We start from the raw sequence: 14,132 nt of genomic DNA, 5'->3' as shown, positions 1-14,132 counted from the left end.
GGGATAAGTATTCTTACGAAAACGTAAGATGAAAGTCACCTGAAAGTAAGGTTGGTTTGATATGCTGGCTTCCGAGGAGGGATGAACGATGGAAATGATTCGTTGTGAAGATCTTATGAAAACCTACGGGAGCGGTACCGGTGCGGTACATGCGGTTGACGGTGTCAGCCTCTCTTTTGAGCAGGGAAGTTTTACCGCTGTCACAGGTAAGAGCGGCAGCGGCAAATCCACCCTGCTTCATCTTTTGTCCGGCCTGGACCGGCCGACATCCGGAAAGGTGATCTACCAGGACAACAACCTGTTCCAATACAATGACAACCAGCTGTCGGTGCTCCGCCGCCGGCGCTTCGGATTTGTTTTCCAGGCTTACAACCTGGTGCGGGAGCTGACTGCACAGGAAAACATCCTGCTGCCGGTGATGCTGGATAACCGCAAGCCGGACGAAGCTTACCTGAAAAGGCTGGTGGAGATGCTGGATATCGATGACCGGCTGAGCCACCTGCCAGGCGCCCTGAGCGGCGGGCAGCAGCAGCGGGTCTGTATTGCCCGGGCCCTGGCCAACAAACCTTCCATCCTGTTTGCGGATGAACCTACCGGTAATCTGGACGGAAAGACCGGCAGGGAAGTGCTGACCCTGATGCGCACCGTGAGCAGTGAGCTGGGCATTACCATGATCCTGGTCACCCATGACCTGGGCGTAGCTGAACAGGCAGACCGTATTATCCGACTGGAGGACGGCAGGGTCGCTGAAGACAGCGGCAAGGGGGCCAACTGATGAAACGCCTTACGCTGAACCAGGTTGCGAAGGCAAATATCCGGGTGAACCGGAAAGCCTATATAAGCCTTTTTATCGGAATCCTGCTGGCTGTTTTCCTGGCCACATGCACAAGCCTGTGCGCCTGGGGAACTGTGCGGGGCCACGAAGAACAGATGGCCCAGCGCGTAGGCTGGATGGATATGTATATGCTGGGAAGCGGCGGCCCCACAGATGACCAGCTCCGGGACTGCGGCTTTTTCCAGAGGATCGGTCATGTGATGGTGGATGCCTGTGTGAAAGACACCGACGTCTGCACAGGCTTCTATGACGAAGAAGCTGAAAAGCTGATCAACCGGACGCTCATGGAAGGCCGTATGCCGGAGAAGGCCGGTGAGATCGCCGCGGAGCTGAGCGCCCTGATCCGCATGGATAAGGACAAAGCCCAGGTGGGCGATGTGCTGACACTGACCATGAAGCCGGTTCACGGGCCTGAAGAGCAAAAGACTTTTACCCTGGTGGGTATCCTGAACGAACAGACGGAATACCTGAACTGGGATGGATATACAGAAGGCGAAGGCATGAAGCTGCCTTCCATTGTGGTCTCCCCGGAGGAGAAGTATGCCGTAGGAGGCGTGCAGGTCCACCGTGTGCTGACCTACGCGCCGCTGATCACCCTGAACCAGGTGATGCGGAACTGCCCGCTGGCCCTTGGAAGATACGTCGCCGGTGTGAGCCGTGAAACCGGTGAGGCCGTGTATTATGACTCCGGCTGGAACCGGGCCAGGGATCTGGTGAACCGGATCGGCCTGTGGGTTGTGTTCGGTGCGGCGCTGATGCTGTCCGCCTGTATCGGGATCACAACGGCTATGGAGAGCCTGCTGAGCCGGAAAACAGAGGATATCGGTATGCTGCGGGCCATCGGTGCGACGCGCCGGCAGATCCGAAGGATCTACGGAGCGGAAGCCTGGATGCTGGCTGCTACGGCGCTGCCTGCCGGCCTTCTGCTGGGTATCGGTGCAACCCGGATCATTTCCGTGCTTAGCCGGGGCCAGGTGATGTTTTCCCCGCAGATCTGGCTGCTGATCCCGATCCTTGGACTGTCCGGCCTGTGCGTGTTTGTCGCGTCCCGGCTGCCGCTTTATCACGCGTCTGCCCAGATGCCTATGGGCGTGCTGCGGGATACGGGTATGCTGCGCCGTGCCGGGAAACTGAAGAATCACAGCGCGTTTAAACCGGATACGCTGATCGCGGGACGCCGGGTGCGGCTTCATCCGCTGCGTCAGGCCGGTACCGCAGGCATGATTGCGCTGACACTTCTGTCCACGCTGCTGCTGGGCGAGGTTGTCCTTGGGATCAAAAACCAGGACGGTGAATATCCGGCATACGAACTGTACAACCTGGGCAATACCCATACGGAAGACAGGTTTTCCCAGTGTGAATCCGGCGCTGAAGACGTCCGGTATGAGATCCGGAAGATCTCTGGCATGGACGGCGTCAGCAAGGTCAGGGCCAACACGGAAATCACCGCCAACCTGCTGATGGATGAGATACCGGAGTATTTAAAAGACCGGACCCTGACAGGCGTCACTGAGGACGGTACTGAGATTCGTTACAGTATCAACGCGCTGGGTGTTTTCGGAGAGCCTGATACGTGGCTGTATTTCACCGACGAAGAACTGGCGGATGCAAGGGCCCGGAGCAATGTTGACTGGACGGCCAGCGACCTGGTGATGAATGTGGACCGGATGGAACTGATCCGCAGCAAGCTTGGCATTGCTGAAAAGGTTGTACCGATCAGCATCATGATCGCTGATGTGGATCCGGAGGAACTGAAAGAGTGGGTTGTTGACGGAACCATCGATCCGGAAAAAATGGACAGCGGCGAACAGGTGCTGGTTTACGCGCCGACAGTATGCGTCAGGATGATGAAGCAGGGCGGCGCCCAGATAGAAACAGAACAAATATCCGGACAGGTTAAGGATGATGAGTGGGATCTGGTTATCCGCAATGATCATTTCAAAAAGGGAATGCCCCTGAGTCTGCTGGAACTGGCCGGAAACAAAGCGGAAGATGTTCCGAACGAAATGCCTGTCGGTGCAAACTGGAAGGCCTGGTATCAGTCCATGGAGGCTATGCAGGCTGACGTGAGCATCGGGGCTGTCCTGAGCGGATCTCCAATGATCTGCAGCGGCTATGCGAGCGGCTTAACCGTTATTGTATCAGAAAAAGGCGCGCAGGCTTTGGGCCTGAAGCTGCCGAATCCGGGAATGGTTGAGGTTTATCTTTCTGACGGCCTGACGCCGGAGCAGGAAGAATTGATCGAGAATCAGCTCAGGCAGATCGGAAACCGGGGCTGGCTGGGCTTTGAAAACGAACTGCGGATCAACCGTGCGAGACAGGCCAAAAAGATCCGTGAGATCCTGATCCTGGCCGGCATGACCCTTCTGTTCTTTGCTGTGTCCGTGTTTATGCAGGTATCCGGTGTGTCCCGGCAGATCCGGTCCGACACCCGGATGATCGGTACCCTTCGAGCTGTGGGCGCTGACCTGAAAATGCTGGTGGGATGCTACCGGCTGCCGGTATGGATCTGCGCGGCCTGCGCCATGATCCCGTGCCTCCTGTTCTACGCGGTCAGCGGAATACCCGCGTTGAGACTGTTTACGCTCTGCCATCCGCAGATTATGATACCGGTCCTGGCCATCCTGGCAGCCTGTGTCGCGCTGGCCTGTACAGCAGGCATCCGCGGCCGCCTGTACCAGGTATCCCGCCGGCCGATCGTTGAGAATATCAGGGAGTTGTAATATATGAAGAGAATCAATAAATGGATCGCGGTCCTGATGACCGCTTTGTTCCTCATGCCTGTATGCGGCGTACAGGCCGAAGACACTGAGGCATTTACCATTGACGATACCGCGGTGCTGCGCGGTATGGACCGTTCCTGGTACCAGGGATATATGCCGGACGTTTCCAGGAACAGATGGAACCTGGTGATCCCGGTCCGCTCTGAAAGCGCTGCCGGCGCGATCACAGCTGAACTGGCGGTGAATGACACGAAGAAGTCCCCTTTCAAGCCCCAGGTGATGACCGTGCAGGCCAATGAAGAGACTAAGGGGCTCTGGGGAGTGCGCTTTGCCCTGTCGGTGTTCCCGGACCAGAAGAATGCTGATTATCCCTGCACGATCCGCCTGACCGGCAAGGACAAGGACGGCAATCCGCTGAGCACGGAGATCCCCTATATTGTGAAGTTCCGCGGCGCCAAGGAAAGCATTGAAAAAGCCGCTATCGCGGTGACCGAGGTGCAGTCCGAGCTCCACGTCGGAGAAGAGGGCGTGATCCGCGTCACCCTGGCCAATCCCTGCTCCGCAACCATCATAGAGAACCTGGAGCTGAAGATGAACGACGCTGCCGGCCATATCCTTCCCAGAAAGGGAGAAACCCTGAAGATCGGTACGCTGCCTATCGGCGAAAGCGTGACTGTGGAGTATCCGGTGACTGTGCTGGAGAAAGCGAACGTGGCGCCGCATGTGCTGAAAATGGACCTGAACTGGACTGCCCTTGACCAGGACGCGACCTACACCGTGAACAATACGGTGTCCATCAGCCAGGAGATCCGGCTGGAACAGGGCGGCATCAGAATGGCCTCCAGCGTTGTGGCAGGAGATTCCGCAACCCTGACGCTGCCCCTGATGAACATGGGCAAAGCGGACGTTGTGAACGTGCTGGCAACTGTTTCCATGCCGGGCATTACCGAGCGCCAGAGCGTGCTGGTTGGTACCATCCAGCCCGGTGAGACCAAACAGGCCCAGCTGATCCTGAGCCCCGCAAAGGATACTGCCGGTGATTTCTCCGGTACCATTACGGTGGAATGCACGGACCAGGACGGAAACCCCGCTTCCTTTGAACTGCCGGTGAACCTGAAGGTGGAAAAACCGGTGCAGACTGAGACCGATAAGACGGACAGCGGGAAAAAGGAAAAGAAGGAACAGACTTCTCCGCTGACCCTGGCACTGGCAGGTGCCTGCGGATTGCTGCTGATCCTGCTGATTCTCCAGGGCGTGATCCTGCGCAGGAAACTGCATCGTCTCGAAGAAGACAAACTGTAAGACAGACAGGGCAAAAACCTTTTTCAAAACCTCCTGAAAAGCAACGGTGCCGGACAGAATCAATCTGCCCGGCACTGTTGTTTACGCCTGCCTGTGTGAAGCGGTTAATACGGGAAGCATTCTGTATGTATTGCAAACTGAGGCTATTCCTGTATAATCAGAGAATGAATGACTGCCGGGAAGGAGGACGCCGGATGGATATCCAGATCTATGAAGACGCGGCAAACCGGGAACAGTGGCTGGAACAGCTGAAGAACTGCGACTGGAAGGCAGGCGCTTTTCTTTATTCCCTCCTGAAAGAAAACCGTTTCCATGAAAGGTATGGGGAAAAGGCAAAGGTTCTGCTGCTGACGGACGGAACGAAGCTGGCTTCCTTCTGTACCTATGCGGAGAAGGATGAAATCCCGGATACGGAACGGAAACCCTGGATCGGATTTGTTTATACCTATCCGGAATACCGGGGCCGCCGGCTGATGGGAAAACTGATCGCCCAGGTGAAGGAACTGGCTCGGGAGGACGGATATGATACAGTGTACGTTTCCACGCGGGAACAGGGACTGTATGAAAAATACGGTGCGGAATTCGTTGCTGTAATGAAGGATGCCTGGGGAGAAAACAGCCAGGTGTTCCGGATGAACACCTACGGGTTTTACGGCTGGGAGACCGCGCTGGTTCCGGCGAAGACAACAGACTATCCGGGAATCCGCACACCGAGGGACCTGTATAATATCCTTTGGCACGTATGGGAAAAAGAGACCTGTGCACCCCGGATGCAGCAGGACTGGAGCGAAGAGAACCGGACGCTGGGCCAGTGCTCAATCACGGCCTTCCTGGCACAGGATATCTTCGGCGGAAAAGTGTGGGGTGTTCCGCTGGGAGACGGGAATTTTCACTGTTTTAACGCAGTCGGGGACTGTGCGTTTGACCTGACCAGTGAACAGTTCGGAGATGAAAAACTGGATTATTCCCTGCTGTATGAACAGACGAGGGAAGAGCACTTTCAGAAAGCTGAGAAGGAAGCACGGTACGAGGTGCTGAAAGCGAAGCTTTCAGCACAATTCAGAATTCAGAATTAAGAATTCAGAATTATAGAGTGTTTAAGCATATCAAAGATTTAGACAACCACACAAACTCACATTTATAGTTGATCATTATCAGGTTAATCGCTGAGACGGAGGTGTGTGCGTCATGATCGCACTGGCGAGTGATCATCATGGGGTTGCCCTGAAGCATGAACTGATGAAAATGCTGGACGGGATGGGCCTTGCGTGGAAGGATTTCGGCAGCTATGACGAAAACAACCGGAACGATGACTATCCTATATACGGGTATAAAGCCGCGAGGGCGGTGGCTTCGGGAGAATGCGACCGGGGCATTCTGATCTGCGGCACCGGGATGGGTATCAGTATCGTCGCGTGCAAAGTGAAGGGAATCCGTGTCTGTACCTGCAGTGACGCATACAGCGCCGAAATGAGCAAACGGCACAACAACAGCAATATCCTGACAATGGGTGCCCTGGTGGTAGGGACAGAGAAGGCGAAGATGATCGCCCGGCACTGGCTGACCGCCGAATTTGAAGGCGGACGCCATCAGCGGCGGATCGATATGATCGAAAAGATTGAAAACGGAGAGGCTCCGGACGCGTAAAACAGTCCGGAGTTCATTATAAGCAGAAAGGGAAAAGCAATGAAGGCACTGATCGTTTACTGCCACCCGTCGGAAGATTCCTTTACCAGGCATGTCCGGGACGCATTTATCAGGGGCATTGAAGATTCCGGAAATGAATATATTCTTTCGGATCTGTACGCCATGGATTTCCGGACGGACATGTCTGAAAAGGAATACCTGCGGGATGCCAACTACAGAGACACCAATGATCTGGCGGAGGATGTGCTGGCAGAGCAGGAAAAGGTTAACGCGGCGGACGCGATCGTCCTGATCTACCCTGTGTTCTGGACGGAAGCCCCGGCGAAACTGGTTGGATGGTTTGACCGGGTATGGTCATACGGCTTCGCATACGGCGAAAAAAGGATGAAGATGCTGGACAAGGGATTGATCCTGTGTACCGCCGGCAATACGGCAGAGAGACTGGAACAGTTCGGCTTGCTGGACAGCATGAAAAAGGTGATGTTCGGCGACCGGTTCTTTAACCGGATCAGGAAGCAGGAGTTTGTCGTCTTTGACGGGATGACAAGGGAACTGGAACAGCGGGAAAGGAACTGGGACCGGAACCTGGAAACAGCCTATGAGAAAGGGAAAGACCTGTTTGCTTCCGGGGAAGAACCGTTCTCCGTGGAAGGCCGGTTTTTTACCGCGGTGGAGAATTCTGAAACCGGGGAAGTGTCTGCACAGACCATTTTCAGCTATCACCAGCAGGGAAACGTTATCTGGGCGGAATATTCCGGCGGAAGTGTTGTGAAGGGCTTCCTTGTGGGAACGATGGATGAAAAGCACTGCCTGCATTTCACCTATCAGCATCTCAATAAGGCAGGAGAACAGAAGTCGGGTTCCTGCGATTCCGAACCGCGGGAGGTTAACGGAAAACTGCGGTTCTATGAAAAGTGGAAATGGACGATGGGCGAGGAAGGAACCTCCATCATTGAAGAAATCTGACGCGATAAAGGAAGGCGTACAGTCATGACAGACTTTGGCATGAATGAAATGCAGGAAATGCAGCGGCAGCTTCAGGACAGGTATAAAGACAAGTGGGAAGCGATCGGACCGGAAACCGGGAAGAACAAGCTGCTCTGGATGATCGGCGAAACCGGCGAAGTGATCGATATCGTCAAGAAGAATGGCGGAACCAGGGCAGCCGGGGATCCTGAAGTGAGGAAGCATCTTGTGGAAGAAATGGCGGACGTGCTGATGTACTATAACGACGTGATGCTCTGCTACGGGATTACACCGGAAGAACTGAAAGCCGCATATACAGAAAAGTTTGAAAACAATATGAAGCGCTGGTGAACCGGCGGGAGACGGGGTACGGCGATGAAATACCAATACTGTTTGTTTGACCTGGACGGAACGCTGATGGATCCCGGTATCGGGATCACCAATTCTGTCATGTATGCCCTGAAGAAATACGGTATAGAGGTGAAAGACAGGACGGAACTGTATTCCTTTATCGGACCGCCGCTTCAGGATTCCTTCCGGAAGTACTGCGGCTTTTCCGAAGCACAGGCCAGCCAGGCGGTGGAGTATTACCGGGAATACTTCAGGGCGGGCGGAATGCTGGAAAACAAGGTATATGAGGGAATACCGGAGCTCCTTCAGGAACTGCAGGACCGAAAGGTCACTGTGGCGCTGGCCACATCCAAACCGTATGAGTTCTCGGTGCAGATCCTGAAGCATTTTGGGCTGTATCCGTACTTCAGCTATTTCGGCGCGGCCACCATGGACGGCCGTATCAGCAGGAAGGCGGATGTGATCGCGCACCTGCTGGAGGAGATCGGCGATGCGGACAGGGAGGCCATCCTGATGATCGGGGACAGGGCACAGGATATTGCCGGCGCCAAAGCGAACGGACTGCACAGCGCAGGGGTGCTGTGGGGATACGGATCCCGGGAAGAGCTGTCCGGAGCGGGAGCGGACCATCTAGTATCCGAACCGGCCGGTATCCTGGAACTGATCTGATCAGGATTTACGATGATCCATGAGGTGAGAAACAGTGGACAATGTATTTGAACAGGTTGAAAAGAATATAGACAATCTTGTGGTGAACAACGCGGACTGGACGGCATGTGCCACGAAGGAAGAACTGGCGGCGGCGAGAAAAGGAGAACTGCACCTGCGCTTCTGGAGCGGGGAGGTGCCGGAAGCGTGGCTGAAGGATATCAAAGGAAAACGTGTACTCTGCCTCGCCGGAGCCGGCGGACTGCAGGCGCCTCTTTTTGCCTGCGCCGGCGCAAAAGTGACGGTGATCGATATTTCCGGCAAAATGCTGGAGAAGGACATGGTAATCGCTGACCGGGAAAAGCTGAACATTGAAATCGTGAAGGGAAATATCTGCGACCTGTCCCGGTTTGAAGATGAATCCTTTGACCTGATCTTCAATCCTCCGTCCCTGATGTATATCCCGGACGTCAGTGTGGTATTCCGGGAATGTTTCCGCGTACTGGCCAAGGGAGGGGAACTGATGATCATGGCTCCGGCTCCCATCCAGTATGTATGTGACCGGGTGGAGGATGAGCAGGGCGGCTACTACAAGGCCGTGAACCGGATGCCCTGGTGTTCCCGGGATTATGATGATTCCGAATGGGTTGAGTACGGACACACCATGGACGAATACCTGGGCGGGCTGATCAGCTGCGGCTTTGTGCTGAACGGATATTTGGAATGCCAGGAAGAGGACATTACCGAACTCAATTTCCTGGTCAGGGCTAAAAAATGAGCCCGGGATCATCCGGGTCCAAAGGCTTGTTTATTCATCGGCTATGATCCCGAAGTGGATCATGGCTTTTTTAATGCCATCCTTCTCCGGGAGATCTGTGACATAAGAGCAGGCGGCTTTGACATCCTCCGGGGCGTTGCCCATGGCGATGCTGTTTCCCACATGCTCAAACATGGGCATATCATTCCGGCTGTCGCCGAAGGCGAAGCAGTCCTCCAGGGGAACGTTCAGCTTCTGCCGGATGACGTCGATACCGGTTCCCTTGGAGAAGGCCGCGGGGACGACCTCCCATCCGCCTTTGCCCCGGTCTATGGCTGTGTAGGGCATACCGATGGCAGCAGTTTCCTTTTCAATCCGGTCGATCAGGTCACGGGTGTCGGAGAAACAGAACATCTTCACAGCCCTGAACTCCGGATCGGTTTCAGTGATATCCCTGTCGAGTCCGGCTTTCCGGGCGAAGTCCCGGAAGAGGGGAATGGCCGGATGGGAAGGCGCCAGGGGGTCAAAATAGATGGCGGTATCACATTCATAGGTGAGGGGCACGTTCAGATCCAGGAAAAGCTGCCGGAGGCGGAGACTTTGGGGAAGATCATATTCCATGCTCTGCAGGGTTTCACCGCGGAATACGATTCGGGTACCGCAGCCCATAATCCAGCCGTCGACGGGAAAACCGTCCAGCCGGTGATCCGTGTTGCACAGGGTTCGTCCGGTATTGATAAAAAGCAGATGACCGTTCTCATGCGCTTTTTCCATGGCGGGAAGGACAGAAGCCGGCAGCTTCCGGCTGTCGTCAAACAGGGTTCCGTCGATATCGAAAAAAAGCAGCATGAAGGTTCCTCCTCAGGGTATGAATGAGTCTCCATTGTAGCGGCTCCGGAAGTTCTTTGCAACAGAAAACGGAGACCGGAAAGGCCTCCGTGGGAAACCGCGGGAAAGCAGATTTATTTCCGGGCGCTCCTGACCGCCAGGGAAACGGCATAGCACAGGGCGGAGACCAGCACGATGGACGCGCCGGCACTGGTATCCAGGTAATAGGAAAGGGTCAGGCCCAGCAGGCCGCTGAAAAGAGCGAGCACCACGGACCAGACCGCGTGCTGGCGGGAAGAGCGGGCGATGTTGCGTCCGGCGGCAGCCGGCAGGATCAGCAGGGCGTTGATCAGCATAACGCCGACCCAGCGGATGGAAAGCATGACAGCAACGGCGACTATGACCACGAAAGCGCATTCCACCAGGCGGGTTTTGATGCCGCGGCTGCGGGCCAGGAAGCTGTCCACACTGGTGAGCAGCAGGGAGTTATACAGCAGCGCCCAGAAGGCCAGGGTGCCGATGAGCGCCAGCAGCAGCCAGAGAAGATCCCCGGGAGTGACTGCCAGGATATCGCCGATCAGCAGGGAGGAATACTTCGCGAACTTGCCGCCACGGGCAAGGATCAGCAGGCCTGCCGCCACCGAGGTGGAGGAGAAAACAGAGATGACCGTATCCGCGGAGGCGGAACCGGACTGTTTGATCACGCAAATGAGGATAGCCCAGATAATGCCGAAGACCAGCATGGCGACCAGGTCGTTCCGCAGACCGAGGATGATGCCCAGACCGATGCCGGTGAGGGCGGAATGGCCCAGGGCATCAGAGAAGAAAGCCATCTGGTGATTGACCGCCATGGTGCCCAGCAGGCCGAGAAGCGGGGTCAGCAGCAGGATCGCCAGGAAGGCGTTTTTCATGAAGGTGTACTGATAGGCCTCCAGGGGGAGGATCGTACCGAGGATGCTGTAGATCGTATCCATTATTCCGCCTCCTCCTCTCCGCTGTAGCCGAAGACCGCGGAAAACTCGGGAGAGGCAAAGACCTCTTCCGCGGACCCCTGGGCCAGGACGGATTTATCCAGCAGGACCACGTGGTCCGCGTATTCCCGCACGAAGCGCAGGTCATGGCTGACCAGCAGGATGGCCATATGATGGGAATGCTTGAGATCCAGCAGGGTATCCAGGAACATTTTCAGGCCGTTACGGTCAATGCCGCTGACGGGTTCATCCAGCACCAGCAGGTCCGGCGCGGGATTCATGGCCAGGGCCAGCAGAACGCGCTGCAGTTCGCCGCCGGAGCAGCGGCCAAGGGGCTGGTCCGCGAGACTTTCGGCATTGACGGAGGCAAGCGCTTCGTCCACCCGGGCACGGGTCTTTTTACTGACGCCGGTCCAGACCGGACGCTTTGACAGGGAAGCGGCCATGAAGTCCCGGACGGTGAGAGGCATTTCCCGGTCAAACTGCAGGTGCTGGGGGACATAGCCGGTCCGCAGGTGCGGAATATCCAGCCCGCGGCCGTCCACATGGCGGATGAGGCCTGTGTGGGGGATCTGTCCCAGCAGTGCACGGATCAGCGTGGTTTTACCCGCGCCGTTCTGCCCGATCAGGACAGTGAGCTGTCCGCAATGGATATGCATGGACACATCCTGGAGCAGGGTCTGGCCGCCGCGGCGGACGGCAATCCTGTCCAGATCGATGTGGCAAAGCTCGCAGTGATGCAGGGGCATTGATCTTCCCGCCTCCTTGAAATTCAGCGCATGATGATGTATTATAGCATAGATTCCTATGCGAAGGAATATTATAAGGAAACGGGAGCGTATAAGCCATGATTGCACTTGCCTGTGACCATACCGGAGTTGCCCTGAAACAGGAACTGATGAAGATGCTGGACGAGATGGGACTCGCCTGGAAGGACTACGGCAATTACGACGCGAACAACCGGGATGACGACTATCCGGTATACGGTTACAAGGCTGCCAAAGCGGTGGCGGACGGAGAATGTGACCGGGGAATCCTGATCTGCGGAACCGGCATCGGCATCGGCATCGCTGCCGGCAAGGTGAAAGGCATCCGCGTCTGCACCTGCAGCGACGTGTACAGCGCGGAACTGAGCAAACGGCACAACAACAGCAATATCCTGACCATGGGCGCCCGGGTGGTAGGTACGGAACTGGCGAAAATGATCGCCCGTCACTGGCTGACCGCCGAATTTGAAGGCGGACGCCATCAGCGGCGGATCGACATGATCGAAAGAATTGAGAACGGAGAAGCTCCGGAAGCGTAAACCGCTGTCCGGAGTTCCTCATGAAAGGCAAAAACATATGGCAAAAATCATCGCGATCGCGAATCAGAAGGGCGGGGTGGGCAAGACCACCACGGCCGTGAATCTTTCCGCCGCCATCGCGCAGGCGGGTAAAAAGGTCCTGATGGTGGATCTCGATCCCCAGGGGAATACAACGAGCGGTTTCGGAAGAGGCGTGAACGAGCGCAGCTCGGTTTACGACGCACTGATGGGCCGCGCGGACCTGAAGAACTGCATTCAGGACACGGATATTAAAAAGCTGAAGCTGATCGGGTCAGATATCCGCCTGGCCGGCGCCGAGGTGGAGCTGGTCAGCGTGAAGGAACGGGAGTTCTACCTGAAGAAGCTGCTTGGCGTTGTCCGGGATGACTATGATTTCATCTTCATTGACTGCCCGCCGAGCCTGAGCCTGCTGACCCTGAACGCCATGGCGGCCTCAGACAGCGTGCTGGTTCCGATCCAGTGCGAGTATTACGCGCTGGAGGGCGTGAAGGCCCTGATGGACACGGTGAACCGGGTGAAGCACACCTTCAACCCCCATCTGGAGATCGAAGGGATCCTGCTGACCATGCTGGACGGCCGGACCAACCTGGGCCTGCAGGTGGTGGACCAGGTGAAAAAGCACTTCAAGAAGGCGGTATTCGCCACCACGATTCCCCGGAACGTCCGGCTGGGCGAGGCTCCGAGCCACGGCGAACCGATCTGCATCTATGATCCCCGCAGCAGCGGCGCCATGGCCTATGAGAGCCTGGCGAAAGAAGTACTGTCCCGCAACAAGAAAAAGAAGTAAAACGACAATTCATAATTCAGGATTCAGAATTCATAATTGAGAATGATGAAATCCTGATAAATGGAAAAGAATCAGATTTAACAGGAGACTGCAGTTATGCCGAAGAAGACGCATGGCCTGGGAAGGGGTCTTGACTCCCTGTTCGCAGGCGCCGAAGACTGGGGAACCAGCATCCAGGAAATTTCCGTGGGTGAACTGGATCCAAACCCGGATCAGCCTCGCCGCACCTTCAGCCCGGAAAGCATCAGCCAGCTGGCGGACAGTATCCGGGAGCAGGGCGTGCTGCAGCCGCTGCTGGTAGCTCCCGCAGGCGGCGGCCGGTATATGATCATTGCCGGTGAACGCCGTTACCGCGCGGGCCGGGAAGCCGGACTGGAAACCCTGCCCTGCATCGTCAAGGATATTGACGTGATCCGCCAGCGGGAAATCGCGCTGATCGAAAACCTGCAGCGTGAAGACCTGAACCCCATCGAAGCCGCGAAGGGCATCCGCGCCCTGATGGACCAGTGCGGCTATACCCAGGAGAAGGTCAGCACCCGGCTGGGCAAGAGCCGCCCTGCTGTGGCCAATATGCTGCGCCTGCTCCAGCTGCCGGATGAAGTGACCGAGATGGTGAAGGACGGCCTGCTGACCGCCGGACACGCCCGGGTACTGGCCGGTGTGAACAGCAAGACGGAACAGCTGCGCCTTGCGCATAAGGCCGTTGATGAGGGACTGAACGTCCGCCAGATGGAACAGCTGGTGAAAGCCCTGGGCGCGAAACCCAAGAAGAAATCCGCGCCGAAACGGCTTCCCGCGGAACTGAATGAACTGCAGGAGAAGATCCTGCAGCGGACCGGCCTGAAGAGCACCCTGACCGGCAGTATCTCCAAAGGCCGGATCGTGCTGCAGTACAGCAGCCGGGAAGAACTGGAAAGATTTAACGAAATGCTGGAACGCATTTCTGACTAATTCAGAATTAAGAATTCAGAATTCAGAATTATTGGTTTG

General features: G+C 56.2%; 15 protein-coding genes. 12 read left to right on the top strand and 3 right to left on the bottom strand.

The annotated features are described in order from the left end of the window. Positions 1-88: 88 nt before the first annotated feature. The 9 genes from JYE50_RS08570 (at position 89) to JYE50_RS08530 (ending at position 9,250) form a co-directional block, all read left to right on the top strand. Positions 89-775, top strand: a complete 687-nt coding sequence (locus tag JYE50_RS08570; RefSeq protein WP_084095130.1) for an ABC transporter ATP-binding protein — start codon at positions 89-91, stop codon at positions 773-775. Continuing rightward, on the top strand, positions 775-3,558 hold the full coding sequence (locus tag JYE50_RS08565; protein ID WP_084095129.1) for an ABC transporter permease: 2,784 nt from the start codon (positions 775-777) through the stop codon (positions 3,556-3,558). The genes JYE50_RS08570 and JYE50_RS08565 overlap by 1 nt, the downstream gene beginning before the upstream one ends. 3 nt (positions 3,559-3,561) lie before the next feature. Beyond that, positions 3,562-4,860 carry a COG1361 S-layer family protein gene (locus JYE50_RS08560; RefSeq protein ID WP_084095128.1) on the top strand — a complete coding sequence of 433 codons (1,299 nt, stop codon included), beginning with the start codon at positions 3,562-3,564 and terminating at the stop codon, positions 4,858-4,860. Positions 4,861-5,054: 194 nt separating this feature from the next. Beyond that, the gene (locus tag JYE50_RS08555; protein WP_179138254.1) at positions 5,055-5,936 is read left to right on the top strand and encodes a YunG family protein; all 882 of its coding nucleotides are present in this window, start codon (positions 5,055-5,057) and stop codon (positions 5,934-5,936) included. 112 nt (positions 5,937-6,048) lie between these two features. Continuing rightward, positions 6,049-6,507: a ribose 5-phosphate isomerase B gene (gene rpiB, locus JYE50_RS08550; RefSeq protein ID WP_084095126.1), complete on the top strand. Its 459-nt coding sequence runs from the start codon at positions 6,049-6,051 to the stop codon at positions 6,505-6,507. A 39-nt stretch (positions 6,508-6,546) separates the two neighbouring features. After that, positions 6,547-7,473: an NAD(P)H-dependent oxidoreductase gene (locus JYE50_RS08545; protein WP_283399164.1), complete on the top strand. Its 927-nt coding sequence runs from the start codon at positions 6,547-6,549 to the stop codon at positions 7,471-7,473. A gap of 24 nt (positions 7,474-7,497) precedes the next feature. Then, positions 7,498-7,824: a MazG nucleotide pyrophosphohydrolase domain-containing protein gene (locus tag JYE50_RS08540; RefSeq protein WP_084095125.1), complete on the top strand. Its 327-nt coding sequence runs from the start codon at positions 7,498-7,500 to the stop codon at positions 7,822-7,824. A 24-nt stretch (positions 7,825-7,848) separates the two neighbouring features. After that, positions 7,849-8,493 carry an HAD hydrolase-like protein gene (locus JYE50_RS08535; protein ID WP_084095124.1) on the top strand — a complete coding sequence of 215 codons (645 nt, stop codon included), beginning with the start codon at positions 7,849-7,851 and terminating at the stop codon, positions 8,491-8,493. A 34-nt stretch (positions 8,494-8,527) separates the two neighbouring features. Continuing rightward, positions 8,528-9,250 carry a class I SAM-dependent methyltransferase gene (locus JYE50_RS08530; RefSeq protein WP_084095123.1) on the top strand — a complete coding sequence of 241 codons (723 nt, stop codon included), beginning with the start codon at positions 8,528-8,530 and terminating at the stop codon, positions 9,248-9,250. Positions 9,251-9,280: 30 nt separating this feature from the next. Here the strand turns inward: JYE50_RS08530 and JYE50_RS08525 are convergent, their stop codons facing one another. The 3 genes from JYE50_RS08525 to JYE50_RS08515 all read right to left on the bottom strand — a co-directional run bounded on the left by JYE50_RS08525 (position 9,281) and on the right by JYE50_RS08515 (position 11,777). Beyond that, entirely contained in the window at positions 9,281-10,078 is a 798-nt protein-coding gene (locus tag JYE50_RS08525) for an HAD hydrolase family protein (protein WP_084095122.1), read from the bottom strand. A 113-nt stretch (positions 10,079-10,191) separates the two neighbouring features. Beyond that, a complete protein-coding gene (locus JYE50_RS08520) occupies positions 10,192-11,031 on the bottom strand; it encodes a metal ABC transporter permease (RefSeq protein ID WP_084095121.1) in 840 nt (279 codons plus the stop codon). After that, positions 11,031-11,777: a metal ABC transporter ATP-binding protein gene (locus JYE50_RS08515; RefSeq protein WP_084095120.1), complete on the bottom strand. Its 747-nt coding sequence runs from the start codon at positions 11,775-11,777 to the stop codon at positions 11,031-11,033. Before JYE50_RS08515 ends, JYE50_RS08520 begins: the two co-directional genes overlap by 1 nt. Positions 11,778-11,875: 98 nt before the next feature. On the opposite strand from JYE50_RS08515, the gene rpiB (JYE50_RS08510) reads away from it, so the two are divergent. The 3 genes from rpiB (JYE50_RS08510) to JYE50_RS08500 all read left to right on the top strand — a co-directional run bounded on the left by rpiB (JYE50_RS08510) (position 11,876) and on the right by JYE50_RS08500 (position 14,093). Beyond that, positions 11,876-12,334, top strand: coding sequence for a ribose 5-phosphate isomerase B (rpiB, locus tag JYE50_RS08510; protein WP_084095119.1), 459 nt, complete (start codon positions 11,876-11,878; stop codon positions 12,332-12,334). Between the two features lie 37 nt (positions 12,335-12,371). Further along, positions 12,372-13,142 carry a ParA family protein gene (locus tag JYE50_RS08505; RefSeq protein WP_084095118.1) on the top strand — a complete coding sequence of 257 codons (771 nt, stop codon included), beginning with the start codon at positions 12,372-12,374 and terminating at the stop codon, positions 13,140-13,142. Between the two features lie 96 nt (positions 13,143-13,238). Beyond that, the gene (locus tag JYE50_RS08500) at positions 13,239-14,093 is read left to right on the top strand and encodes a ParB/RepB/Spo0J family partition protein (RefSeq protein ID WP_084095117.1); all 855 of its coding nucleotides are present in this window, start codon (positions 13,239-13,241) and stop codon (positions 14,091-14,093) included. Positions 14,094-14,132: the final 39 nt, after the last annotated feature.

Origin of the sequence: Aristaeella lactis (assembly GCF_018118585.1) — a bacterium.
Lineage (GTDB): Bacteria > Bacillota > Clostridia > Christensenellales > Aristaeellaceae > Aristaeella > Aristaeella lactis.
The sequence above is the reverse complement of the archived record's forward strand: the minus strand, read 5'-3'. Positions and strand labels throughout refer to the sequence as shown.

Coding starts and splice junctions, on each gene's coding strand:
- JYE50_RS08515 (WP_084095120.1), bottom strand. CDS start 11,777: ATGCCCCTGCATCACTGCGAGCTTTGCCACATCGATCTGGACAGGATT.
- JYE50_RS08500 (WP_084095117.1), top strand. CDS start 13,239: ATGCCGAAGAAGACGCATGGCCTGGGAAGGGGTCTTGACTCCCTGTTC.
- JYE50_RS08535 (WP_084095124.1), top strand. CDS start 7,849: ATGAAATACCAATACTGTTTGTTTGACCTGGACGGAACGCTGATGGAT.
- JYE50_RS08555 (WP_179138254.1), top strand. CDS start 5,055: ATGGATATCCAGATCTATGAAGACGCGGCAAACCGGGAACAGTGGCTG.
- JYE50_RS08560 (WP_084095128.1), top strand. CDS start 3,562: ATGAAGAGAATCAATAAATGGATCGCGGTCCTGATGACCGCTTTGTTC.
- rpiB (WP_084095126.1), top strand. CDS start 6,049: ATGATCGCACTGGCGAGTGATCATCATGGGGTTGCCCTGAAGCATGAA.
- JYE50_RS08505 (WP_084095118.1), top strand. CDS start 12,372: ATGGCAAAAATCATCGCGATCGCGAATCAGAAGGGCGGGGTGGGCAAG.
- JYE50_RS08540 (WP_084095125.1), top strand. CDS start 7,498: ATGACAGACTTTGGCATGAATGAAATGCAGGAAATGCAGCGGCAGCTT.
- JYE50_RS08520 (WP_084095121.1), bottom strand. CDS start 11,031: ATGGATACGATCTACAGCATCCTCGGTACGATCCTCCCCCTGGAGGCC.
- JYE50_RS08570 (WP_084095130.1), top strand. CDS start 89: ATGGAAATGATTCGTTGTGAAGATCTTATGAAAACCTACGGGAGCGGT.
- JYE50_RS08565 (WP_084095129.1), top strand. CDS start 775: ATGAAACGCCTTACGCTGAACCAGGTTGCGAAGGCAAATATCCGGGTG.
- JYE50_RS08545 (WP_283399164.1), top strand. CDS start 6,547: ATGAAGGCACTGATCGTTTACTGCCACCCGTCGGAAGATTCCTTTACC.
- JYE50_RS08525 (WP_084095122.1), bottom strand. CDS start 10,078: ATGCTGCTTTTTTTCGATATCGACGGAACCCTGTTTGACGACAGCCGG.
- rpiB (WP_084095119.1), top strand. CDS start 11,876: ATGATTGCACTTGCCTGTGACCATACCGGAGTTGCCCTGAAACAGGAA.